The 22,284-nt window shown below is 71.3% G+C and carries 22 protein-coding genes; 8 read left to right on the top strand and 14 right to left on the bottom strand.

The features are described 5' to 3' along the window. Nucleotides 1-4 precede the first annotated feature (4 nt). Both RM788_RS37455 and RM788_RS37450 read right to left on the bottom strand, forming a co-directional pair. On the bottom strand, nucleotides 5-1,345 hold the full coding sequence (locus RM788_RS37455) for an MFS transporter (RefSeq protein ID WP_315924079.1): 1,341 nt from the start codon (nucleotides 1,343-1,345) through the stop codon (nucleotides 5-7). Nucleotides 1,346-1,396: 51 nt separating this feature from the next. Continuing rightward, nucleotides 1,397-2,167, bottom strand: a complete 771-nt coding sequence (locus RM788_RS37450; protein ID WP_315924077.1) for a 3-hydroxybutyrate dehydrogenase — start codon at nucleotides 2,165-2,167, stop codon at nucleotides 1,397-1,399. A gap of 194 nt (nucleotides 2,168-2,361) precedes the next feature. On the opposite strand from RM788_RS37450, the gene RM788_RS37445 reads away from it, so the two are divergent. Next, on the top strand, nucleotides 2,362-2,502 hold the full coding sequence (locus RM788_RS37445; RefSeq protein WP_315924075.1) for a hypothetical protein: 141 nt from the start codon (nucleotides 2,362-2,364) through the stop codon (nucleotides 2,500-2,502). A 10-nt stretch (nucleotides 2,503-2,512) separates the two neighbouring features. Here RM788_RS37445 and RM788_RS37440 read toward each other — a convergent pair whose 3' ends face one another. From RM788_RS37440 to RM788_RS37415, 6 genes are all read right to left on the bottom strand, one after another. After that, a complete protein-coding gene (locus RM788_RS37440; protein WP_315924073.1) occupies nucleotides 2,513-3,526 on the bottom strand; it encodes an LCP family protein in 1,014 nt (337 codons plus the stop codon). Between the two features lie 117 nt (nucleotides 3,527-3,643). Then, nucleotides 3,644-4,033: a DUF3037 domain-containing protein gene (locus RM788_RS37435; RefSeq protein ID WP_315924071.1), complete on the bottom strand. Its 390-nt coding sequence runs from the start codon at nucleotides 4,031-4,033 to the stop codon at nucleotides 3,644-3,646. Continuing rightward, nucleotides 4,017-4,820, bottom strand: a complete 804-nt coding sequence (locus tag RM788_RS37430) for a HipA family kinase (protein ID WP_399345211.1) — start codon at nucleotides 4,818-4,820, stop codon at nucleotides 4,017-4,019. The genes RM788_RS37435 and RM788_RS37430 overlap by 17 nt, the downstream gene beginning before the upstream one ends. A 41-nt stretch (nucleotides 4,821-4,861) precedes the next feature. Next, entirely contained in the window at nucleotides 4,862-5,608 is a 747-nt protein-coding gene (locus RM788_RS37425) for an SGNH/GDSL hydrolase family protein (protein WP_315924067.1), read from the bottom strand. A 40-nt stretch (nucleotides 5,609-5,648) separates the two neighbouring features. Beyond that, on the bottom strand, nucleotides 5,649-6,761 hold the full coding sequence (locus tag RM788_RS37420; protein WP_315924065.1) for a lactonase family protein: 1,113 nt from the start codon (nucleotides 6,759-6,761) through the stop codon (nucleotides 5,649-5,651). A 118-nt stretch (nucleotides 6,762-6,879) separates the two neighbouring features. Further along, nucleotides 6,880-7,749 (bottom strand): PPK2 family polyphosphate kinase, encoded by an 870-nt coding sequence (locus tag RM788_RS37415; RefSeq protein ID WP_315924063.1) that lies wholly within the window; start codon nucleotides 7,747-7,749, stop codon nucleotides 6,880-6,882. Between the two features lie 141 nt (nucleotides 7,750-7,890). Between RM788_RS37415 and rocD the strand changes: the two genes are divergently transcribed. Together rocD and RM788_RS37405 are read left to right on the top strand one after the other, a co-directional pair. Next, nucleotides 7,891-9,126: an ornithine--oxo-acid transaminase gene (rocD, locus tag RM788_RS37410; RefSeq protein ID WP_315924061.1), complete on the top strand. Its 1,236-nt coding sequence runs from the start codon at nucleotides 7,891-7,893 to the stop codon at nucleotides 9,124-9,126. Nucleotides 9,127-9,203: 77 nt separating this feature from the next. Next, on the top strand, nucleotides 9,204-10,583 hold the full coding sequence (locus tag RM788_RS37405) for a DUF2252 domain-containing protein (protein WP_315924059.1): 1,380 nt from the start codon (nucleotides 9,204-9,206) through the stop codon (nucleotides 10,581-10,583). A 62-nt stretch (nucleotides 10,584-10,645) separates the two neighbouring features. Here the strand turns inward: RM788_RS37405 and RM788_RS37400 are convergent, their stop codons facing one another. After that, nucleotides 10,646-11,215: a hypothetical protein gene (locus RM788_RS37400; protein ID WP_315924057.1), complete on the bottom strand. Its 570-nt coding sequence runs from the start codon at nucleotides 11,213-11,215 to the stop codon at nucleotides 10,646-10,648. A 41-nt stretch (nucleotides 11,216-11,256) separates the two neighbouring features. Here RM788_RS37400 and RM788_RS37395 point away from each other — a divergent pair, with 41 nt between their 5' ends. Then, nucleotides 11,257-12,024: a histidine phosphatase family protein gene (locus RM788_RS37395; RefSeq protein ID WP_315924054.1), complete on the top strand. Its 768-nt coding sequence runs from the start codon at nucleotides 11,257-11,259 to the stop codon at nucleotides 12,022-12,024. A 114-nt stretch (nucleotides 12,025-12,138) separates the two neighbouring features. On the opposite strand, the gene RM788_RS37390 is transcribed toward RM788_RS37395, so the two are convergent. Beyond that, entirely contained in the window at nucleotides 12,139-13,758 is a 1,620-nt protein-coding gene (locus RM788_RS37390; protein WP_315924052.1) for an ABC-F family ATP-binding cassette domain-containing protein, read from the bottom strand. A gap of 106 nt (nucleotides 13,759-13,864) precedes the next feature. On the opposite strand from RM788_RS37390, the gene RM788_RS37385 reads away from it, so the two are divergent. Next, entirely contained in the window at nucleotides 13,865-15,001 is a 1,137-nt protein-coding gene (locus tag RM788_RS37385; RefSeq protein ID WP_315924050.1) for a C39 family peptidase, read from the top strand. 6 nt (nucleotides 15,002-15,007) lie between these two features. Here RM788_RS37385 and RM788_RS37380 read toward each other — a convergent pair whose 3' ends face one another. Together RM788_RS37380 and zapE are read right to left on the bottom strand one after the other, a co-directional pair. Then, nucleotides 15,008-15,250: a DUF3040 domain-containing protein gene (locus RM788_RS37380; protein ID WP_315924048.1), complete on the bottom strand. Its 243-nt coding sequence runs from the start codon at nucleotides 15,248-15,250 to the stop codon at nucleotides 15,008-15,010. A 64-nt stretch (nucleotides 15,251-15,314) separates the two neighbouring features. Beyond that, the gene (gene zapE / locus RM788_RS37375; RefSeq protein WP_315924046.1) at nucleotides 15,315-16,322 is read right to left on the bottom strand and encodes a cell division protein ZapE; all 1,008 of its coding nucleotides are present in this window, start codon (nucleotides 16,320-16,322) and stop codon (nucleotides 15,315-15,317) included. 40 nt (nucleotides 16,323-16,362) lie between these two features. Between zapE and RM788_RS37370 the strand changes: the two genes are divergently transcribed. Next, the gene (locus RM788_RS37370; protein ID WP_315924044.1) at nucleotides 16,363-17,103 is read left to right on the top strand and encodes a pyrimidine reductase family protein; all 741 of its coding nucleotides are present in this window, start codon (nucleotides 16,363-16,365) and stop codon (nucleotides 17,101-17,103) included. Between the two features lie 26 nt (nucleotides 17,104-17,129). Beyond that, the gene (locus tag RM788_RS37365; protein WP_315924043.1) at nucleotides 17,130-18,209 is read left to right on the top strand and encodes an ATP-dependent DNA ligase; all 1,080 of its coding nucleotides are present in this window, start codon (nucleotides 17,130-17,132) and stop codon (nucleotides 18,207-18,209) included. On the opposite strand, the gene RM788_RS37360 is transcribed toward RM788_RS37365, so the two are convergent. Beyond that, nucleotides 18,196-19,098 (bottom strand): EamA family transporter, encoded by a 903-nt coding sequence (locus RM788_RS37360; protein ID WP_315934855.1) that lies wholly within the window; start codon nucleotides 19,096-19,098, stop codon nucleotides 18,196-18,198. The two genes, RM788_RS37365 and RM788_RS37360, sit on opposite strands and share 14 nt — an antisense overlap. Before the next feature lie 159 nt (nucleotides 19,099-19,257). On the opposite strand from RM788_RS37360, the gene RM788_RS37355 reads away from it, so the two are divergent. Continuing rightward, nucleotides 19,258-20,802, top strand: coding sequence for an alpha/beta fold hydrolase (locus RM788_RS37355; protein ID WP_315924040.1), 1,545 nt, complete (start codon nucleotides 19,258-19,260; stop codon nucleotides 20,800-20,802). A 785-nt stretch (nucleotides 20,803-21,587) separates the two neighbouring features. Here RM788_RS37355 and RM788_RS37350 read toward each other — a convergent pair. Continuing rightward, the gene (locus RM788_RS37350) at nucleotides 21,588-22,250 is read right to left on the bottom strand and encodes a DUF6319 family protein (RefSeq protein WP_315924038.1); all 663 of its coding nucleotides are present in this window, start codon (nucleotides 22,248-22,250) and stop codon (nucleotides 21,588-21,590) included. Nucleotides 22,251-22,284 lie beyond the last annotated feature (34 nt).

Below are 22,284 nucleotides of genomic sequence, written 5' to 3'. Positions count from 1 at the left end.
GTGATCATGCTGGCACTTGCGCGGGGTCGGTGGCGTCCTTCTCGAGCGACACGCCCCTGGTCTCCTTCGCCACCAGCACCGCGATGACGCTGAGCAGGCAGGCGAACCCGACGTACAGGGCGACCGGGACCGTGCTGCCGTACGCCTTGAGCAGCGCGGTCGCGATCAGCGGGGCCAGCGCGCCTGCCACGATGGACGCGAGCTGGTAGCCGATCGAGGCGCCCGAGTAGCGGACCCTGGTGCCGAACAGCTCCGAGAAGAACGCGGCCTGCGGTCCGTACATCGCGCCGTGCAGCACGAGCCCGACGGACGTGGCGAGCAGGATCGCGCCGAACGACTTCGTGTCGAGCAGCGTGAAGAACACGAAGATCCACACGCCGACGCCGACCGCGCCGAACAGGTACACCGCGCGGCGGCCGACCCGGTCGGACAGCGCGCCCCACAACGGGATCGAGACGAAGTGGATCATCGAGCCGATCAGCACCGCGTTGAGCCCGTAGGACTTCGACAGCCCCAGCGGTCCGGTGATGTAGACCAGGATGAACGCGGTGATCACGTAGTACGAGACGTTCTCGCCCATGCGGGCGCCCATCGCGATCAGCACCTCGCGCCAGTGCTCCCGCATCAGCGTCACGATCGGCGCCTTCTCCACGACCGGCGACTTGGCCAGTTCCGCCTTGCGCTGCGCCTCCAGGAAGATCGGCGACTCGCTGACGGTCAGCCGGATCCACAGCCCGATGCCGACCAGCAGGCCGGACAGCAGGAACGGCACCCGCCAGCCCCAGGACAGGAACGCCTCGTCGGTCTGCACGGCGGCCAGCACCGCGAGCACCGCGGTGGCCAGCAGGTTGCCCAGCGGCACACCCGCCTGCGGCCAGGAAGCCCAGTAGCCGCGCCGTTTCGCGTCCCCGTGCTCGGAGACGATCAGCACCGCGCCGCCCCACTCGCCGCCGAGCGCGAACCCCTGCACCAGCCGCAGCACGGTGAGCAGGATCGGCGCGCCGACGCCGATCGTGGCGTAGGTGGGCAGCAGGCCCATCGCGAACGTGGCGCCGCCCATCAGCAGCAACGCCAGCACGAGCAGCTTCTTGCGGCCGATCCTGTCGCCGAAGTGGCCGAACACCAGGCCGCCCAACGGCCTGGCCAGGAAGCCGATGGCGTAGGTCGTGAACGCCAGCAGGGTGCCGGTCAACGCGTCCACGCTGGGGAAGAACAGCTTGTTGAACACCAGCGCGGCCGCGGAGCCGTAGAGGAAGAAGTCGTACCACTCGATAGTGGTTCCGATCAGGCTCGCGGCGACGACCTTGACGATGGACTTCCTCGGTGGGGCAGGGGTTTCGACCATGGGATCACCACTTCTTCGGGGTGGGGCGTCTACTGGGGGACGTGCGGGTGCCTACTGGGCGGTCCAGCCGCCGTCGATCGTGAAGGTGGTGCCCGTGACGTGCCCGGAGTTGGGGCCGCAGAGCCACAGCACGGTCGCCGCGATGTCCGCGGGGTCGATCAGCTCCTTGATCGCGGTGCGCTGGAGCATCACCTCGGCGAGCACCCGGTCCTCCGGGATGCCGTGCGCGCGGGCCTGGTCGGCGACCTGCCCCTGCACCAGCGGCGTGCGGACGTAGCCGGGGCTGACGCAGTTGCTGGTCACGCCGTGCTCGGCGCCCTCCAGCGCGGCGACCTTGCTCAGCCCCTCGAGGCCGTGCTTCGCGGCGGTGTAGGCGGATTTGAACGCGCTGGCGCGCAACCCGTGCACGCTGGTGAGGTTGACGATCCGCCCCCAGCCCCGGCCGCGCATGTGCGGCAGGCAGTGCCGCATCAGCAGGAACGGCGCGGTGACCATGACCCGCTGCATCAACTCGAAGCGGTCCGGCGGGAACTCGTGGATCGGCGCGACGTGCTGGAGCCCGGCGTTGTTGACGAGGACGTCGACGTCGTGCGGGAGGTCGCGCGCCGGATCGGTGGCCGCGAGGTCGACGACGTGCGGCGTGCCCCCGACCTCCTCCGCGACGGCGTGCACGGCGGCGGCGTCCCGGTCGACGAGGTGGATCTTCGCGCCGGCCGCCGCGAAGGCGAGGGCGCAGGCGCGGCCGATGCCTCCCCCGGCGCCCGTGATGAGCGCGGTGCGGCCCGCGAGGTCGTCACCGGTGTGACCGAGACCACTGTTCATGACTCGACGCTAGCGAGGAACGCGGGGATCGGCACATGTGCGACCAGCACATAACGGTGTATTGCTTCATGTGCGCTGACGACAGTCGCCGATGTGATCCACGGCTTATCCAATACCTGGTGCAATCACCCCTGGTGCGTGAGTACTCTTCATTGATCCGTTCGGGGGACGACCACGTACTTGGGGGTAACTGAATGTCATTAACGCCGATCTACGACGACGTCATGCGGGAACTCGACGGCATCATGGCGGCCAGCAAGGCGAAGCAGGCCGAGGACGCCGTGAACGCGGAGAAGGCCGCCGAGCAGAAGCTCGACGACCCCCTCGCCAGCTGAACCCCAGGACCTAGCTGGGCGGCTGGAGCAGGTCCGCGGGGACCGGCTCGTCCTTCTCCAACGCGCCGAACAGGCGCAGGGCGTTCTCCCGGTCCCACTGCACGACCGAGCCGACCCCGTCCAGCGTCGGCGTGCTGCCGATCGGGACCGTCGCGGTGTCGACGCCGCCGCCCATGCCGAACGCGAGCCCGGCCAGGTTCTGCAGGTGGTCGCTGTCGTCGACCGAGATGGCGTCCGTGCTCGCGAACAGCAGCGGGAACGCCCGGAACGGGTTGATCAGCGTGCCCACGCTCGTCGCCCGGTCCGACAGCGCCGCGAGGAACTTGCGCTGGTTCTGCACGCGCTGGAGGTCCGCCGTGGCGAACGCCCTGGTGCGCACGTAGCCGAGCGCCTGGGTGCCGTCCAGCTCCTGGCAGCCCGCCTGGAGGTCGAGGCCCGCCAACGGGTCCTGCATCGGCTCGTCGATGCACATGTCGACACCGCCGACGGCGTCCACGATGCCCGCGAACCCGCCGAAGCCGATCTCCATGTAGTGGTCGAGGTGCAGGCCGGTCGCGGTCTCGACCGTCTGCGCCAGCAGCGGCGCGCCGCCGAGCGAGAACGCCGCGTTGATCTTGTTCTTGTCGTTGCCCGCGATGTCCACATAGGAGTCGCGCGGCAGGCTCACCAGCGTCGCCTTCCCCGAGCCCTCCGGGAGGTGCAGCAGCATGATGGTGTCCGTGCGCTTGCCGCCCGCGTCACCGGTCGACAGCGCGTCCTTCTGCTCCTGCGTCAGGTCGTCGCGCGCGTCCGACCCCACCAGCAGCCAGTTCGTGCCGGGGGTGTCCACCGGTCGGCCCTCGTAGTCCGGCAGCGCGTCCGAGCGCTTCAGCGACGAGTCGACGTAGAACCACAAACCGACCATGGCCAGCAACAGCACGAACACGACGGCCAGGAACACACGGCCCTTCTTGACCTTGCGCCGCTGCGGCACCGGCCTGCGTGCAGGCGGTTGCTGGTACCCCTGCTGGTATCCAGCGCTCATGTCGCCAACCCCGATCTGGATTGTTGTCTTCTTGCACCTAGAGACGCGGCGCAAGCGGAGAGGTTGCCACCCTAGTGCGGTGGCCGGCGCCCCTCGCCGGGAGTTCCGTCGTCCGCACTAGTCACCCAGGGGCAGCACGAGTGCCGCGAGCAACCGGTTCAACTCGGCGTCGGGGTCGTCGGTGAACCCGGTGTGCGTCGGCGACGTCTGGACCACCGTGCTGCGCGGCGCGGTCAGCCAGCGGAACCGCTGCCCCCTGGTCGTCCCCGAAACGGGCCCGGCCTCCCGCGCGCCGTCGCAGGACGTGCCCAGGTGCGCCAGCGCCGACTCCAGCAGCTCGACGTCGAACCCCGGGTCCAGCGCCCGCACGCGGTGGGCGTCCACAAAGGTCCTGGCGCGCAGGAATTCCAGCTCCGGGCAGTACAGCAGGACGCCGACGTTCGCGAACTCGCCGCGCTCGGGCCGCGGCACCGCCCGCAGGACCGCGTACTCAAACACGTGCGGCACGGGCCACCTCCAGCGCCTCGACCCAGGCCCGCGGCCCGGCCAGCCGGGCGGCGAAGTACGCGAGGTAGGCGTCCCGGACGGCCTGCGCGCCCTCGAACACCAGGTCCTGCGCGAGCCACTCGTCCGGCACCAGCGCCAGGACCTCCCGCAGCAGCTCCGGCGTCACCTTCGCGGCCAGTTCGGCGTCCACGTCGGCGAGCGGGCCCGCGAAGGGGAGCATCAGGTGGTCGGCGGCGTCGAACCGGTATTCCTTGGCGGGGAAGCGATCCGCGCGCCAGCCGTGGTGGAAGTAGAGGGCCGCGCCGTGGTCGATCAGCCAGAGCTGCCGGTGCCACAGCAGGGTGTTCGGGTTGCGCCAGCTGCGGTCGACGTTCAGCGCGAGGCCGTCCAGCCAGAGCAGCCGGGTGGCCGTCGCGGCGTCGGGTTCGCGGACCACGGGGTTGTAGTCGAACGAGCCGGGCAGGTAGTCCAAGCCGAGGTTGACGCCGCCGCTCTTGCGCAGGAGGTCCTGGATCTCCTCGTCCGGCTCGGAACGGGCCAGCTCGGGGTCGAGGTCGACCAGGACGATCTCCGGGACGCGGAAGTCGAGGCGGCGGGCCAGTTCGCCGACGACGATCTCCGCGATCAGCGCCTTGACGCCCTGGCCCGCGCCCCGGAACTTCAGGACGTACATGCCCAGGTCGTCGGCTTCGACGAGACCGGGCAGCGAGCCGCCTTCGCGGAAGGGCGTGACGTACCGGGTGGCCGCGACCGTCCGCAGGCCGTTGGAGGGTTCCACGGGGGTCATCATGGTCCGGCGGAGGGCTCCCGCGCGAACCGGTTCCCGCTTCAGCCGACCGCGGACTCCAGCGCCCTCAGGTACGCCACCTGCCCCTGCTTGGTCGGGTGGTAGGAGTCCTCGACGGGATCGGCCACGCCGCCCAGCCAGGACTCGGCGGAGCAGAGGCCGTGGCCCGCGAAGGGTTGGCGCATGTCGACGTAGGTGACGCCCGCCCTGTCCGCGGCGGACCTGGTGACGTCGGCCAGCAGGTCCGCGCCCGCGTTGACGGCGGTGCGCTTGGCCTCGCTCAGGCCGTCGGGGCACGAACCCGGCTCGAACAGGCGCGGGTAGCCCAGGAGCACGGTCCTGGCGCCGGGCGAGGCCCGCTCCACGGCGGCGAACAGCTGCGAGAGCCTGCCGGGCAGCTCGTCCCTGGTGATCACGCCCGCCTGGTCGACGGCCTGCTTGCAGTCGCGGTCCGACTTGAGGGCGCAGGTGGACATGACGTCGGAGAAGCCGATGTCGTCGCCGCCGACGGTGAGGGTGACCAGACCCGTCTCGGGGGTGAGGGCGGGGAGCTGGCGCTCCAGCACCTCGCCGACGGTGGCGCCGGAGCAGGCGGGGAACTGGAAGGACGCGGGGCCGTGGGCGTCCTTCCACAGGTTGGGGTAGGCGAAGGCGGTGCGGCCGCAGCCGCCGCTGGAACTGCCGGTCCCCACGCCCGCGGCGTAGGAGTCGCCGAGTGCGGCGTACTCCGGCGCGACGGGCGCGGGGACCATGACCAAGCTGAACACCAGAGCTGCGGCGATACCCATGTGCAAGCGGTACCACTGTGGACGGTCCGGCGGTAGGCCGTTAACCCAGCCGGGTGGGTACCACGCAGACCGGGATGGGGGTCGACAGCGGGGTGCCGGTGGGGCGCAGGCGGCCGGTGGCCAGGTCGACCCTGAACGTGGTGGCGGTGTTGGAGTTCTGGTTCGCCGCAAACAGGAATCGCCCGGTCGGGTCGAACGCGATGTGCCGGGGGTACTTGCCGCCGGTGGGCACGGTCTCGACGAACCGCAGCCGCGCGCCGCCCTGCTCGACCGCGAACAGCGCCACGCTGTCGTGGCCGCGGTTGGACAGGTAGACGAAGCGCCCGTCCGCGGAGACGACGACCTCGGCCGGGTAGTTGCGCGGGGTCGCGGGGGTGCCGATCGGGGTGGTGCGCAGGGTCTGCGCGGGGGTCAGCAGGCCGCGTTCCGCGTCGTAGGCCGCGGCGACGATCGTGGAGTCCAGCTCGTTGGCCAGGTAGGCGAACGAGCCGGACGGGTGGAACGCCAGGTGGCGGGGGCCTGCTCCGGGCTTCACCTTGGCGGTGCTCACCACGGTCAGCTTCCCCGTGGTGGTGTCCAGCCGGTAGCTGTAGACGGAGTCGGTGCCCAGGTCGACGGCGAGCAGGTGCTTGCCGACCGGGTCCGGCAGGACCTGGTGGGCGTGCGGGCCCTCCTGGCGCTCCTTGTCCGGCCCCGAACCCTGGTGCTGCGCGAGGTCGACGCGGACGCCCAGGCCGCCGTCGGCGCGCACCGGGTGCACCGCGACGCTGCCGGACGAGTAGTTGGCGCTGAGCAGGTAGCGGCCGCTGGGGTCCAGGGCCAGGTGGCACGGGTCCGCGCCGCCGGTGCTCTGGCTGTTGATCACGCGCAGCCCCCCGCCCGCGCCGATGGCGATCGAGGTCACCGCCCCGTTGGTCTGCTCGTTCACCGCGTAGAGCGTGCGCCCCGCCTCGATGACGAACGACGGGTTGGCCACGCCGGGGAACACGCCGGTCTGCCGGAGCTGACCGGTGGTCTGGTCGTAGGCCGCGAGACCGATGCCGGTCCCCCCGCCCGACCACGTCGTGTACGTCCCCAAGTACGCGGTGGTCTCCGCGCGTGGTTGCGCCGAAGCGGCCTGACCGGTCACCAGCATCCCTGCCCCAACACCCATGGCTCCGAAGAACCTTCGCCTGTCGATCATCACTGCGCACCTCCGCTTCATCCCTGGCGGCTGGACCACAGTGGCCTGGACCACTGCGTGCCGACAAGGGCTGCAACGAAGATTGCGCCTACCGCAACGGATCCGACCCGGTGAGTTCGGCCAGCTCCGCGGCGGGGTCGTAGTCCGGCACAGGATACGTCGGCGCGAGGTCGCGCAGGGTGTGGAGCAGCAGCCGGGCGACCGCCCAGTTGCGGTACCACTTGCGGTCCGACGGCACGGCGTACCAGGGCGCGGTCGGTGGCGAGCACTGCGCCAGCACGTCGGCGTACGCCAGCTGGTACTGCGACCACTTCGCCCGGACGACGAGGTCCTGCGGGTTGTACTTCCAGCGCTTCTCCGGCGTCTCCAGCCGGGCGACGAGCCGTTCCTTCTGCCGTTCCGGCGAGATGTGCAGGAAGCACTTCAGGATCGTCACGCCGGACTCGGCCAGCTCGGCCTCGAAGTCGTTGATCTGCTGGTAGCGGGCCCGCCACACCGACGGCGGCACCAGCTTGTCGACCCTCGGGACCAGCACGTCCTCGTAGTGCGAGCGGTCGAAGAAGCCGATCTCCCCCGGCGTGGGCAGCTGGCGGCGGATCCGCCACAGGAAGTCGTGCGTCAGCTCCGAGCGGGTGGGCTTCTTGAACGACACGATGCGCAGGCCCTGCGGGTTGACCAGGCCCGCGACGTGCCGGATCGTGCCGCCCTTGCCCGAGGTGTCCATGCCCTGGAGCACGACCAGCACGCGCCGCTTCCCGCCGCCGAGCCCCTCGGCGTAGAGGTTCTCCTGGAGCTGGTCCAGCTCGCCCGCCATCGCCGCCAGGTCCTCGGCCGCCCCGGCCTTGTCCTTCGGCCCGACCGGAGCGCCCGCGGGATCGATCCCCGCGAGGTCCACGGCATCGGGGTTGACCCTGAGCACGTCGCGAATCGAGTGGACGTGCGCCGACTTCTTCGCCATCGTCGCAGGGTAGCCAGGACGTGATCACTCCGCTCGGTGCGCAACGGATCTCCGTCGATCATCCGTTCTGCGCAACGAACCTGATATCCACGCAACACCTCACGGATGAAATCGCTGGCATTCGCCCCTTAGCCTTGTCCTATGACCGCCATCGCCGTTCTCACCACCGTGCCCCCGGCCCACGCGGCCGACTTCATCGCGCTCGACGAGGCCTGGAGCACGCACAACTACCACCCGCTGCCGGTCGTGATCTCCCACGGCGAGGGGGCGTGGGTGACGGACGTGGACGGTCGCCGGTACCTGGACTTCCTGTCCGGCTACTCGTCCCTCAACTTCGGCCACCGCCACCCCGCGCTGATCGCCGCCGCGGTCGAGCAGCTCGGCCGCGTCACGCTGACCAGCCGCGCGTTCCACCACGACCAGTTCGGCCTGTTCTGCCGCGAGCTGGCCGAGCTGACCGGCACCGAGATGGTGCTGGCGATGAACTCCGGCGCCGAGGCCGTCGAGTCGGCCGTCAAGGTCGCCCGCAAGTGGGCCTACCGGGTCAAGGGCGTCCCGGCGGGCACCGCGGAGATCATCGTCGCGGGCGCGAACTTCCACGGCCGCACCACCACGATCGTGTCGTTCTCGACCGACGAGACCGCGCGCGCCGACTTCGGGCCGTTCACGCCCGGCTTCAAGGTCGTGGCCTACGGCGACGAGCGGGCGCTGCGCGACGCGATCACCGAGCGGACCGCGGCCGTGCTGATCGAGCCCATCCAGGGCGAGGCCGGCGTCGTGGTGCCGCCCGAGGGCTACCTGGCGGCCGTGCGGCGGATCTGCGACGAGAACAACGTGCTGATGATCGCCGACGAGATCCAGTCCGGCCTCGGCCGCACCGGCGAGCTGCTCGCGCTGGACGACGCGGGTGTGCGCGCCGACCTGTACACGCTGGGCAAGGCGCTGGGCGGCGGGATCATGCCGGTGTCGGCCGTGGTGGGCAGCCGGGCGGTGCTGGGGGTGCTCAAGCCCGGCGAGCACGGGTCCACGTTCGGCGGCAACCCGCTGGCCTGCGCCGTCGGCCGGGCCGTGGTGAAGCTGCTGGCGACCGGCGAGTTCCAGGAGCGCTCCCGCGAGCTGGGCGGCCACCTGCACGCCCGACTGGGTGAACTGATCGGCCACGGCGTGTCCGAGGTGCGCGGCCGCGGGCTGTGGGCGGGCGTCGAGATCGCGCCGGGCGGACCGAAGGGCCGGGCGGCCTCGGAGGCGCTCGCGGCGCACGGCGTGCTGTGCAAGGAGACGCACGACTCGACGCTGCGCGTCGCTCCCCCGCTGGTGATCACCCGCGAGGAGCTCGACCGGGGCGTGGAGGCCATCGCGGCGGTCGTAGCGCGATAGTCACGATCGGCGTTCGGGCACCCCACGATGCGTGAAACACCTCGTGAGGTGCCCGAACGACATGCATGATGCCGTTCATGGGTGAACGGGTACGCGCGCGGGCGGCGGCGGCGCTGGGTCGGTGGACCGAGCCGGAGGAGGTGCTCGCGCAGGGCCGCGCGCTGCGCGACGCCGTCGGCCACCAGGCGCACCGCAAGGCGCTGCTGGCCGTGGACCGGCCGTCCATCCCGGACTACGTGCGCGCGAGCAATCGGGGCAGGCTCGACGAGCTGGTCCCGTTGCGGATCGGCCGGATGATCGCCTCGCCGTTCTCGTTCTTCCGCGGCAGCGCGGGCCTGATGGCGGGCGACCTCGCGGTGAGCCCGCGCAGCGGCGTGGACGCGCAGCTGTGCGGTGACGCGCACGCGGCGAACTTCGGCCTCTACGGCACGCCCGAGGGTCGGATCGTCATGGACGTCAACGACTTCGACGAGACGCTGCCCGGCCCGTGGGAGTGGGACCTCAAGCGGTTGGCGACCAGCCTCGTGCTCGCGGGCCGCGAGGGCGGGGTGTCGGAGAAGGGCTGCCGCGACGCCGCCGAGGACGCCGTCCGCGCGTACCGGGGCGCGCTGCGGCACCTGGCCGAGGTGCCGTTCCTGGAGTCGTGGAGCGCGCTGGGCGACGAGTCGGTGCTGAGCAAGGCCAAGGCCGACGACCTGACCGAGGAGTTCAGCAAGGCGGCGTCCAAGGCGCGCAAGAACACCAGCGCGCGGATCGCCGCGAAGTGGACCCGCAAGGAGGGCGAGCACTGGCGGTTCGTCGCCGACCCGCCGGTGCTCACCAGGATCCCCGAGGAGACCGCCGACGCCGTGGTCGGCGCGCTGCCCGCGTACGTGGACACGCTGCGCGAGTCCCGCCGCAACCTGATCACCCGCTACGGCGTGTCCGACGTGGCGTTCCGGGTGGTCGGCACCGGCAGCGTCGGGCTGCGCAACTACCTGGTCCTGCTGCACGGCAACGGCGACGAGGCGCTCGTCCTCCAGGCCAAGGAGGCCCGCCCGTCGGCGCTGGCCCCGTTCCTGGGCGCGCCCATGGCCAGGCACGAGGGCAAGCGGATCGTGCACGGCGCGCGGCTCGTGCAGGCCGAGACGGACATCCTGCTCGGCTGGACGACCATCGAGGGCAGGCCGTTCATCGTCCGCCAGTTCCGCAACCGCAAGGGCGAGATCGACGCCACCGCGCTCAAGCGCGACGACCTGGACGACTACGGCCGGTTCGCGGGCGCGCTGCTGGCCCGCGCGCACACCCGCTCGGTCGACCCCCGGCTGCTCGCGGGCTACTGCGAGGACGGCGGGGACCTCGACGAGGCGTTCGCGAAGTACGCGATCGACTACGCCGACCAGACCGAGTCCGACCACGGCGGGCTGGTGGCCGAGGTGAAGGCGGGCCGGATGCCCGCGCTCATCGAGGAGGACTGACCCGCACCAGCGCCTCGCGCGCGACCAGGTAGAGCACGACGGCGTTGAGCAGGTGCCACAGGTTAGTGCGTGCCCGACGGCCGGTCGGCGCACGCGGCGAGGTCGACCGAGCGCAGCGCCAGCGACACCGCGAACACCGCGCCCGCGATCCCGAACGCGCGCCAGTGGTGCCGCGTCCCGGTCGGCCCGAAGAACCGCAGCGCCACCGCGAGCCCGACCAGCGCCACCCCGGCGGCCAGGTACGACCCGGAACCGCCGGGGATCGTCAGCGAGACCGGGATCAGCAGCACGCCGAGCACCGCGAGCCCCGGCGCGAACCACCACGCCCGGTGCCACGGCAGCCCCCAGAACCAGTGCCCGAAGCACACGACGTAGAAGAACACGAACACGGCGATGAACAGCACGTCGAACACGCGGGTCAGCTCGGTCGCCGCGGTGTGGAACGCCAGGCTCGCCAACCCGATCAGCGCGAGCAGCACGATCAGCGCCCGCGTACTCCGCTGCTCCGGCCGGTACCGGAACCAGAGCACCGCCGCGGCCAGCAGGAACGCGAGGTTGCTGAGCGCGTTGAGCGGCTCGCCCCACAGCCCCGGAGCCAGCCGCTCGCAGTAGGCGTCGACGTAGTTGTTCATGAAGGGGTTTTAGCCCACGCCCATCGGGCAAGTCTCGCCACGTGACGGATCTCGGGTGGATCGGCTTGATCAGGCACGGCGAAAGCACGGGCAACATCGCCAGGGAACGGGCCGAGGCCGAGGGGCTGGACGTCATCGAGATAGCCGAGCGGGACGCGGACGTGCCGCTGTCGCCGCGGGGTGAGGAGCACGGGCGGGCCGTCGGGCGGTGGTTGACGTCGTTGCCCGCCGACCAGCGGCCGGACGTGATCGTGTGCTCGCCCTACCAGCGGACGTTGGCGACGGCCTGGCTGGCGACGCGGGAGATCGACTACCAGCCGGTGCAGGTGGTGGACGAGCGGCTGCGGGACCGGGAGCTCGGCGTCCTGGACCTGCTGACCGTGCACGGCGTGGCGAAGCAGTACCCCGGTGAACTGGCCCGGATGCGGAGGTTGGGGAAGTTCTACCACCGGCCGCCCGGTGGGGAGTCCTGGGCGGACGTGGCGTTGCGGCTGCGGTCGCTGTTGTCGGACCTGGAGAGGGATCATCCGGGCGAGCGCGTGTTGCTGTTCGCGCACGAGGTGACGGCCTACCTGCTGCGGTACCTGCTGGAAGGCGTGCCGGAGAAGGACCTGCTGGCGGTGGCGCGCAGCACCGTCGTGGCCAACGGCTCGCTGACGTCGTGGACCCGCGCCGACGCCGAGTTCCGCCTGGTGCACGAACACTCCGTCGAGCACCTGGGCGAGATGGAGGAGCCGACCGTCGAGGTGCCCATCCGCCCCAGCACCTGGCGCGCCACCCGCTCACGCACCTGGCGCCGCACCGGCTAACCCGCGAGTCGAACGCCCAGACACCCCGTGTCGAACCTCCAGACACCTCCGACCGTGGAACTCGAGGTGCCTGAGTGTTCGACACGGGGTGTCTGGAGGTTCGACTCGCGGGGGTTAGCGGGTGCGTTGTACGCGGGCCTCGTCCCAGACGGGTTCGTCGACCTCGGAGACGACGCCGTCGGAGCGGAAGAGCAGGAAGCGGTCGAAGGAGCGGGCGAACCAGCGGTCGTGGGTGACGGCGACGACGGTTCCGGTGAACTCCTCCAACGCGCGTTGGAGGGCCTCGGCCGAGTTGAGGTCCAGGTTGTCGGTGGGCTCGTCGAGCAGGAGCAACGTCGAGCCGGACAGTTCCAGCAGCAGCACCTGGAAGCGGGCCTGCTGGCCGCCGGACAGCGACTCGAACTTCTGGTCGCCGCTGGGACCGAGGCCGTAGCGGGTCAGGATGGCCATGGCGGCGCCGCGGTCCTTGCCGGTGCGGGAGCCCTCGCCGTGCCACAGGATGTCGACCAGGGTGCGGCCGATCCACTCCGGGTGCTGGTGGGTCTGGGCGAACAGGCCAGGCAGAACGCGCGAGCCCGTCTTGCACACGCCGGTGTGCGCGACCTCACCGCCGCCGAGCAGCCGCAGGAAGTGGCTCTTGCCGGAACCGTTGGAGCCGAGCACCGCGACCCGGTCGCCGAAGAAGATCTCCGTGTCGAACGGCTTCATCAGACCGGTCAACTCGAGCTTCTCGCACGTCACCGCGCGGACGGCCGTGCGGCCACCGCGCAGGCGGGGCGTGACCTTCTCGTCGGTGGGCAGCTCCGGCGGCGGGCCCGCGTCCTCGTACTTCTTGAGCTTCGCCGACATGACGCGGTACTTGGCGGCCATGACCTCGGAGATCGTGGCCTGGATCTGCAGGGTGCGGACCAGTTCCTTGAGGCGCTCGTGCTCCTCGTTCCAACGGCGGTGCAGTTCCTTCAGGCGTTCGATGCGGGCGGTGCGGGCGTCGTGCCAGGTGCCGAACGAGCCGCTGTGCGTCCACGCGCTGTGCGCCTCGACGGTGACGACGTGGGTCGCCGCGATCGACAGCAGCTCCCGGTCGTGGCTGACCAGCAGCACGGCCTTGTCCGTCTCGGACAGGCGCTGCTCCAGCCACCGCTTGCCGGGCACGTCGAGGTAGTTGTCCGGCTCGTCGAGCAGCAGCACCTGTTCGTGACCCCGAAGCAACGCCTCGAGCACCAGCCGCTTCTGCTCGCCGCCGGAGAGCGTGCGCACGTCGCGGAAGCGGGCGCGGTCGTACGGCACGCCGAGGGCGGCGACCGTGACGGTGTCCCAGAGGACCTCGACGTCGTAGCCGCCCTGCTCGCCCCAGGTCGTGATGGCGTTCGCGTACGCCATCTGGGTCGGCTCGTCGTCGACCTCCATCAGCGCCAGCTCGGCGGCGTCCAGGTCGAGCGCGGCTTTGCGCAGGCCAGGTGGGGCGACGGCGAGCAGCAGGTCGCGGACGGTGCTGTCGTCGCGGACCGAACCGACGAACTGCGGCATCACCCCCAGGCCGCCCTGCACGCGAACGCTGCCGGCCGTCGGGGTCAGCTCACCCGAGAGGATCCGCAGCAACGTGGTCTTGCCGACCCCGTTGGCACCCACCAGCGCGACCACGGAATTCGTACCGACCTTGAACGACACATCGCGAAACAGCTCGCGTCCATCCGGAAGGCGGAAGGCGAGACCGTTCGCATCGAGGAACCCCACAGTGGGCCATCGTCGTCCGACAGGTGCCGCGCGACCAAATCATTTGGTATCAGGCCGCGCGGTCGCGACTCCGACAGGAGGGGCGCACCACGGTGGAAGGAGCTCGATGACCCGCATCGAGTCGGCTCGGCTGGTAGCGGCGCAGCTGGGCGTGCTGGCGACGCTCGGTGCTCTGCCCGATCTGCCGGACGGGCCGCGCCTGGACCGCGCGCCCACCCCGGTGCACGACGTCAACGGCGAACTGCTGCTGTGGCGGATCGGCACGTGCGGTGGTCGCGGGTACGTCGACATCGCCGCGCACCCGATGATGGGGGCGCCGCTGGTCGCGGTCGCGCCGGAGGCGGCCTGGGACCCGGAGGCGCTGCTGGACGAGGCCCGGAGCAGGGGCGTCGAGCACGACGAGCTGCTGTTCGTGGCCTACAGCTTCCCGAAGCTGGCCGTCCGGTACCTGCTCGGCGGGGTCGAGGTGGCGCTGCTGGAGCTGCACACCTGGGAGCCGGTGCCGCCGGTGCGCGCCGACCTCACCGAGCCGCCCGGCGAGTTCGAGCGGTGGTCGTTGCTCGACGAGCTGTCCCCCGAGGCGCGGCGCGCGCACGACGAGCGGTACCGGCAGCGGATGGAGGCGCTGACGCACCTGGCGGACGCGCTGCACGTGGACGAGCCGGTGGTGCGGCGGTTCGACCGCAAGATCGTGGAGCAGGTGCTCAGGCCGCGGGTCGAGGCGCTGGAACTGCAGTACTCGCACCGGTTCGCCGACCAGTCGAGCTGCCTCGGGCTGCTCGGCCAGGAAACCAGCCGGTGGAGCGCCGCGGCGAGCGCGCAGATGGTCCTGGACTTCTACCGCTACCGGTACGACCAGGAGCGGCTGGCCGACGAACTGGGGCTGGGCACCGAGGAGAACCCCACCGGGCTGCCCGCGAGCCGCGACTTCGACGTGGTCAGGGCGTTGGAGAACCTCACGGGCAAGTCGCTGACCGCGTCGATGTCCACCTCCCCGACGTTCGCCGAGCACCGCTCCGAGATCCGCGCGAACCGGCCGGTGATCAGCTTCGTCCCCGGTCACTGCCGCGTGGTCACGGGCTACACGCGCACCAGTTCGCTGCTGCTGATCGGCGCGAGCTTCGCCGCGCTGCGGGTCGCCGACCCGTGGCCGCCCAGGGCGGGCGTGGTGACCCGCTGGGAGAATGTGGACACGATCGTCTGCCGGAACACGGTGACCGCGAAGGTGACGCTGGTGCCCTAGCGCGGCCTAGCGCCAGGTGGTCCCGCGCATGAGCAGCGAGACCGACACCATGCCGAAGCTGAGGAGCGCCGCGCCGATCACCCCCATGCACAGGAGCAGGACGCCGAGCGAGCCGAAGAGCACGGCGAGGACGGTGGTGGGTTTGGGGTGGGACTTGCCCACCGCCAGGCGGTTGTCGAGGTGGGGGTCGTCGAGGCGGAACTGGTGCTCGATCTCGTCCAGCGAACGGCGCTCGGATTCACTCAGCATCGGGGGCTCCTCCACATGCTCCAGGCAGGGTGGGAATACCCCGATCCGCCACACCTAATCCCGACTATCGACGGGAAAGCGCAACCAACCTGGAAACGGCGCGCAGGTACTTCTTCCGGTACCCGCCGCGGAGCATCTCCTCCGTGAACAGCTCCGACAGCGGCACTCCCGACACGGCCACCGGGACGTCGCGGTCGTAGAGCCGGTCGCCCAGCGCGACCAGGCGCAGCGCGACGGACTGGTCGGCCGCCGGGCGCACGCCGCGCAGGTGCACCGCGGCGACCCCGTCGACCAGCCTGCCGTAGCGGGACGGGTGCAGCTTCGCCAGCCGCGCGCACAGCTCGTCGAAGTCGTCGAGCGTCGAGCCGGGGGTGGCCTCGGCGCTGGCGGTCAGCTCGTCGTCGGTCATCGGCGCGGGCGCGTCGGGCAGGCCGCGGTGCCGGTAGTCGGGGCCGTCGACCCGCACGACCTCGAAGCGGGCCGCCATCGCCTGGATCTCGCGCAGGAAGTCCTGGGCCGCGAACCGGCCCTCGCCGAGCTTGTCGGGCAGCGTGTTGGAGGTGGCCGCGACGAACACCCCGGCCTCGGTCAGCTCCTTGATGATCCGGCCGACCAGGGTCGTGTCGCCGGGGTCGTCCAGCTCGAACTCGTCGATCGCGAGCAGCCGGTGGTCCGACAGCCGCCGCACGGCCTCGCCGAACCCGAGCGCGCCGACCAGGTTGGTCAGCTCGACGAACGTGCCGTACGCCTTCGGACCCGGCACGGCGTGCCAGATCGAGGCGAGCAGGTGGGTCTTGCCGACGCCGAACCCGCCGTCGAGGTAGAGCCCCCGCTTGCCCTCGGGCGCTGACTTCCCGAACAGCGACCCGAGCCAGCCGCCGTCCGACCCCTTGCCGACCCGTTTGGCGAACGCCGAGCACGCGACGACGGCCGCGGACTGGCTGGGCTCGTCCGGGTCGGGCACGTAGGTGTCGAACCGCACGCCGTCGAACCGCGGCGGCGGGACCAGGGAGTTCACCAGTTCGTCCGCTTCGATCCGGGGATCTCGATCGGCCAGGCGCGGGGCGGACATGGGGTGCAGGGTATCGGCGTGCTGGGATGGCCGTGTGCAGATGTTGTGGCCACCACAGGGTGGGGAGATCACCGACTCCGAGCTGGAACGGACCTACGACTACCCGGCGGGCCTGGACCGCCCGTGGGTGCGGGTGAACTTCGTGTCCAGCGCGGACGGCGCGGTGTCCGTCGACGGCAAGTCCGGCGCGCTGGGCAACGCCGCGGACAAGAAGGTGTTCGCGCTCGGCCGCGACCTCGCCGACGTGGTGCTGGTCGGCGCGGGCACGGCCGAGGTCGAGGGCTACCGCGGCATCAGGGCGGGCGAGGTGCGCGCCGAACGCCGGGCGCGGCTGGGACTGGCGCCCGTGCCGCCGATCGCCGTGGTGACCGCCCGCGCGTCCGTGCCGCCGACCTCCCCCCTGCTCACCGACACGTCCGTCCCGCTGATCGTGCTGACCACCTCGTCGGCCCCCGCCGAACGCCGTGCCGCGCTCGCCGGGGCGGGCGCGGACGTGGTCGTCGTGGGCGAGCACGAGGTGGACCTGGTCGCGGTGCTGCGGGCGCTCGACGAGCGCGGACTGCGCCGGGTCGACTGCGAGGGCGGGCCGACGCTGTTCGGCGCGCTGATCGCCGCCGACCTCGTGGACGAGCTGTGCGTCACCGTCGCGCCCGCGCTGGTGGGCGGCGACGCGGGCCGGATCGCCCACGGGCCGACCCCCGCGATCCCGCGCGAGATGGCGCTCACCTCGGTGCTGCACTCGGAATCGGCCCTGCTGCTGCGCTACCAACGCGTGCGCTGACCTACCGCACGAGGCAGGATGATCCCGTGCCGCTACCCCTGAGCCCACCGCTGCAGCCGATGCTCGCGACCGCCGTGGACGCGATCCCGTCCGGCAAGGACCTGCTGTTCGAGCCGAAGTGGGACGGGTTCCGCTGCCTGGTGTTCCGCGACGGCGACGAGGTGGTGCTCCAGTCGCGCAGCGGGAAGCCCCTGAACAGGTACTTCCCCGAGGTCGTCGCCGCGATGCTCCGGACGCTGCCCGAGCGGGTGGTGCTCGACGGCGAGCTGGTGGTCGCGAAGGACGACAAGCTGGACTTCGACGCCCTGTCGGAGCGCATCCACCCGGCGGCCAGCCGGATCGCGCTGCTGTCCGAGCAGATCCCCGCGGCCTTCGTCGCGTTCGACCTGCTCGCGCTCGGCGACGAGGTGCTGATGGAGAAGCCCTGCACCGAGCGCCGCGACGCGCTGGTGGCGCTGGTCAAGCCCGGTGACGGGCTGTACCTGACCCCGGCGACCACCGACGTCGAGCTGGCGAAGCAGTGGTTCGAGCTGTTCGAGGGCGCCGGACTGGACGGCGTGATCGGCAAGCCCGCGGCCTCGGAGTACACGCCGGGCAAGCGGTCGATGATCAAGGTCAAGCACGCCCGCTCGGCCGACTGCGTGGTCGCCGGGCTGCGCTGGCACAAGGACACCGAACCCGGCACGGCCGTCGGGTCGCTGCTGCTCGGCCTGCACGACGACCGGGGCGTGCTGCACCACATCGGCGTCGTCGGCTCGTTCAAGGCCGACCGCCGCCGGGAACTGGCCGACGAGCTGCGCGAGCTGATCACCGAGGACGACCACCCGTGGCTCGGCCCGGACGCCGAGGACGGCCGCAGGCTGCCCGGTGTGATCAACCGCTGGCGCGGCGAGCACGCGTCGTGGATCGCGCTGCGGCCCGAGCGCGTGCTGGAGGTCTCCTACACCCAGACCGAGGGCGCGCACCCGGCGCGGCTGCGGCACAACGGCCAGTTCGCGCGGTGGCGCCCGGACCGCGAGGCCGACTCGTGCCGCTACGACCAGCTCGACCAGCCCGCCCGCTACGACGTGGACTCGGTGCTGCGCGGCGAGGTCAAACCGGCCTAGCGGTCCGGGTCGCGCCCGCGGAGGCGAGCACCACGAGGCACACCGCGACCCATTGCGGCGGCTTCAGGGCCTCGCCGAGCACGACCAGGCCGACGAGCGCGGCCATCGCCGGTTCCAGGCTCATCAGGATGCCGAACACCCGCGGCGGGATGCGGCGCAGCGCCTCCAGCTCCAGCGAGTGCGGCACCACCGTCGACAGCAGCGCCACGCCGAGGCCCGCGAGCAGCACCAGCGGGTCGAGCAGGGCCGCGCTGAGGTCGTCGACGCCGAACGGGAGCACCACCAGCGCGGCGAACACCATCGCGAGCGCGAGCCCCCGCCCGTCGGCGGACTGGCTGCCCAACGAGGCCGCGACCAGGATGTAGCTCCCCCAGCAGACGCCCGCGAGCAGCGCGAACAGCACCCCGGTCCACACCAGCCCGCCGTCGGAGCGGGTCAGCAGCACCACACCGCCCGCGGCCAGCAGCGCCCACAGGCCGTCGACCCACCGCCGCGACCCGATCACCGCGACCGCCAGCGGGCCGAGGAACTCGATGGTCACCGCCGCGCCCAGCGGAATCCGCTCGATCGCCTGGTAGAAGAGCAGGTTCATCGACCCGAGCACCACGCCGTAGCCGATCACGGTGAGCAGCATCCGCCCGCCGATCCGCACCGACGGCCGCCAGACGAGCACCAGCACGACGGCCGCGAACCCGAGCCGAAGCGCCACCGTGCCGGACGCGCCCGCGAGCGCGAACAGCTGCTTCGCCAGCGCCGCGCCGACCTGGACGCTGACGATCCCCAGCAGCACCAGCGCGGGCGGCGGCACCGCCCCGAGCACCCGGACCGCGGCGGGAAAGCCCCCTGGTCCCCCGACCGGCCGCTCCGACGCCGGTCCCGCCTGTGCCATCGCCACCGGCTCATCCTGCCGGTCCGAAGAGGATTCGCGCACCCCGATATCCACTGGTCGGGCACGCTCCGCTCACCGAAGTCTCACCTGGACCGTGCGACCCTTTCGCCCTGTCCGGTCGCATTTCCGCCGCATTTCCGCCGAGAGCGAGGAACACCCGTGCCGCGTCGGCACCACGCCGCCCTGCTGCTGCCGCTGGTCGTGATCACCGCGTTGAGCGCGTGCAGCGCCGGACCGTCGATCCGCCCGGTGATCGCCGTGCGCGGCGACAGCGGGACGCCCACCGAGGCCGCGCCGTCGGGCCAGCAGCCCGTGCCGGACCTCGAGGACGGCAAGGACAGCGGCCTGAAGTGGCAGGAGTGCACGGACCCCACCGTGGTCCGGCTCGGCCCCAACGCTCCGCGGGGCGGCTCGTTCCAGTGCGCGCGCCTGACGTCCGTGCTCGACGCGCCGAGCAGGCCCGGCCGCGGCAGCCTCAGCGTCTCGGTGCTCAAGGCGGGCACCGGCAAGAGCCCGCTGGTCGTCGTCAGCGACCCCGACGGCGAACCCGGCACCCTCAAGGCCGCCAGGCTCGCCTCCTCGCTGCCGCCCGAGGTGCTCACCAGGTTCACCCTCATCGGCGTCGACCGGCGCGGCACCGGCAACTCCGACGGCGTCACCTGCGTCCCCGAGACCGCCCGCCTCGACATCGTCGAGTTCGACCCGGCCGCCACCGACAACGCGGACCTGCGCGGCGCCATCACCACCGCCAGCCAGGAATGCGTGCTCGACCTGGAGAACCGGCTGACCGCGATGGACTCCTGGCGCGCGGCCGCCGACCTGGAGAAGCTGCGCGAGGCGCTCGGCGTCGGCAAGCTCAACGCCATCGGCGTCGGCGACGGCTCCAGGGTCCTCACCCTGTACGCGAGCCGCTTCCCGACCCGCGTCGGCCGCATGGTCTTCGACGGCGCCCCCGACCCCACCCTGGACGCGATCGGCGCCGCCGAGGCCAAGGCCGTCGCCGCCGAGGCCACGTTCGACGCGTTCGCCAAGGACTGCGCCGTCCGCGGCTGCGCACTCGGCGCCAACGCCAAGCAGGAGTTCACCGCCCTGCTCGACCAGCTGCGCGGCAGCAACCAACGCGTCCTCGGCATCCGCGTCACCCCCGGCACCGCCTCCCAGGCCGTACTCCTCGGCCTCGCCGACCGCGCCCGCTGGCCCCAACTGGCCGACGCCATCGTCGCCGCCAAGGCGGGCGACGCCACCGCGCTGATCTCGCTCGTCGAACCCCTGGTCGCCGACGTCAACGAGAACCCACCCCGCCTCGACGCCGCCCTCGTCACCGGCTGCAACGACACGTCAACCCGCATCCCCCCGGACCGCGTGACCGTGCTGACCACCGACTGGCGCGAAAAACACCCCCTCTTCGGCGCCCTCTACGCCCAACGCCTGCTCCTGTGCGCCTCGTTCCCCGTGCCCTCACCGCTCAAGGTCCCCACCCTGAACGGCGCACCACCGATCCTCGTCATCAGCACCGCCACCGACCCCGTGACACCACAACAGGGAACGGAACGCGCCGCGGGCCAACTACCGGCCGGTGTCGTCGTCGGATGGCAAGGCGGAGGCCACGGCGCGCTCGGCCTGTCGCAATGCGCCACGACCGCCGCGAAGGACTTCCTCATCGACGCCAAGGTCCCCGCCAACGGCACCGTCTGCCCACCGTGACACCAGCTGCCGGCCCCGCAGCCAGTCGGCGCGGCGCAGCCGGCACGTGCCAGTAGAGGTCCCCCGGACGTGAGAACCCCCCGATTCCCAAGGTACTCAGGGGGTCCGACAATTCCAGGCCCTGCCACACAACAGCAGACCCAACCAGCAGCCGGTCGCCCCACCTCGACCGAGCGCGCCCGCATCTTGTTCGGCCGACTTCACTTGGGGTTTCGGCCCTACCCTCGCGGCGTCGGGCTGAGCTTCACCACCTGCCCTTCAAGACCGCCGAGGGCCGAAAAGAGGGGGCCAAGTCAAGTCGGCCGAACCCGGAGAACGGCGGGCACCGCTGACCTGTTCCGAGCTGCTGAGGCCCAGTGCCGAAGCACAGCACCCACCCCCTCAAACCCTCTCAAAGATCCCTCGCCACTAACCCCCAACAATTCCACCCCATCCCCTCCCCCGAGCCCCCCTCACATATTCCCCCTCACCCTCCAAAAACAGCAACGGCCCCAATCCCACAAGGGGACCAGGGCCGTCACCACCATCACGTCAACAGCTCGAGCAACACCCGCAACCTGGGCCGGTGCATCCACCACAGCAGTTGCAGCCCCCGAGCTGAGCCTGTTCCACCGTCGTGATCTCTACCGCCATAATGGCCTCCCCGTGATCGAGCGGACCTCCAGCACCGAAGGTATTTCGACCTCACCGTCCGCCCTACCGCTAGCCAGGGGAAGTACCTTCACTCGATCGCGAACGGTGAATCATCAATACGTCGCAATACGTGTTCACCTGCTTCGAACTTGTCAGCCGGACAGCTCATCCAATGCGCGCTGGGCCACTTCCAGCTCAGCCCGCAGCTGTTCCACCCGCGCGAGATGGGTTTCACGGGCCGCGTTGAGCACGGCGTCGACCGCCGCGGCGACCTCCGGGTGGAGGAGTTTCGCGGCCTGAGCCACGGCGCTCGGGGTCAGGGTCGCCTGCCTCAGCGTGCGCTTGACGCCGACGAGGACCTCGGCCGCCCACTCGCCCTCGATGGTCGACGTGAGCGTGATGGTGACCTCGGCGGGCTTCGCCCCCTTGCGGGCGACCGGAGCGGCCTTGACCGGGGCGGGCTTGGGCTTCTCCACCACGGGCGGCGGAGCGGGCGTGTAGACGTGCTCGATCTCCACCGGCTTCGGCGGTTCTTCCTCCTCCTTGACCGGCGGCTTGGGCGCGGGCGCCTTCTTGCGCGCGGGCTTCTCGGTGGTCAACTCGGCCGGGGAGAACGAGATCTCGTCCCGGTCGCCCGTCGGGCGGACCTGGATGAAGTCGCCCTCCTCGGGTTCGGTGAACGAGATCACCTTCGCCGAGCGCCCGGCCTCAACCCCGACCGCGGCCGAGGTGAACCAGACAGCGGGCTGGCGCCCCTCGGCGAGCTCCGCGCGCAGGTGGTCGAGATCCTGCGGTGACAACGAGCCCTGTGCCATCTGCCCTCCAAAAACGATCTTGATTTTCCCAACC

This window comes from Umezawaea sp. Da 62-37, assembly GCF_032460545.1.
Lineage (GTDB): Bacteria > Actinomycetota > Actinomycetes > Mycobacteriales > Pseudonocardiaceae > Umezawaea.
The sequence above is the reverse complement of the archived record's forward strand: the minus strand, read 5'-3'. Positions and strand labels throughout refer to the sequence as shown.

Bases quoted from the DNA above. Each gene is read 5' to 3' on its own strand.
- RM788_RS37445 (WP_315924075.1), top strand. From the start codon at position 2,362: ATGTCATTAACGCCGATCTACGACGACGTCATGCGGGAACTCGACGGC.
- RM788_RS37420 (WP_315924065.1), bottom strand. From the start codon at position 6,761: ATGGGTGTTGGGGCAGGGATGCTGGTGACCGGTCAGGCCGCTTCGGCG.
- RM788_RS37425 (WP_315924067.1), bottom strand. From the start codon at position 5,608: ATGGGTATCGCCGCAGCTCTGGTGTTCAGCTTGGTCATGGTCCCCGCG.
- RM788_RS37440 (WP_315924073.1), bottom strand. From the start codon at position 3,526: ATGAGCGCTGGATACCAGCAGGGGTACCAGCAACCGCCTGCACGCAGG.
- RM788_RS37405 (WP_315924059.1), top strand. From the start codon at position 9,204: ATGGGTGAACGGGTACGCGCGCGGGCGGCGGCGGCGCTGGGTCGGTGG.
- RM788_RS37430 (WP_399345211.1), bottom strand. From the start codon at position 4,820: ATGACCCCCGTGGAACCCTCCAACGGCCTGCGGACGGTCGCGGCCACC.
- RM788_RS37350 (WP_315924038.1), bottom strand. From the start codon at position 22,250: ATGGCACAGGGCTCGTTGTCACCGCAGGATCTCGACCACCTGCGCGCG.
- rocD (WP_315924061.1), top strand. From the start codon at position 7,891: ATGACCGCCATCGCCGTTCTCACCACCGTGCCCCCGGCCCACGCGGCC.
- zapE (WP_315924046.1), bottom strand. From the start codon at position 16,322: ATGTCCGCCCCGCGCCTGGCCGATCGAGATCCCCGGATCGAAGCGGAC.
- RM788_RS37360 (WP_315934855.1), bottom strand. From the start codon at position 19,098: ATGGCACAGGCGGGACCGGCGTCGGAGCGGCCGGTCGGGGGACCAGGG.
- RM788_RS37450 (WP_315924077.1), bottom strand. From the start codon at position 2,167: ATGAACAGTGGTCTCGGTCACACCGGTGACGACCTCGCGGGCCGCACC.
- RM788_RS37380 (WP_315924048.1), bottom strand. From the start codon at position 15,250: ATGCTGAGTGAATCCGAGCGCCGTTCGCTGGACGAGATCGAGCACCAG.
- RM788_RS37385 (WP_315924050.1), top strand. From the start codon at position 13,865: ATGACCCGCATCGAGTCGGCTCGGCTGGTAGCGGCGCAGCTGGGCGTG.
- RM788_RS37370 (WP_315924044.1), top strand. From the start codon at position 16,363: ATGTTGTGGCCACCACAGGGTGGGGAGATCACCGACTCCGAGCTGGAA.
- RM788_RS37400 (WP_315924057.1), bottom strand. From the start codon at position 11,215: ATGAACAACTACGTCGACGCCTACTGCGAGCGGCTGGCTCCGGGGCTG.
- RM788_RS37455 (WP_315924079.1), bottom strand. From the start codon at position 1,345: ATGGTCGAAACCCCTGCCCCACCGAGGAAGTCCATCGTCAAGGTCGTC.
- RM788_RS37415 (WP_315924063.1), bottom strand. From the start codon at position 7,749: ATGGCGAAGAAGTCGGCGCACGTCCACTCGATTCGCGACGTGCTCAGG.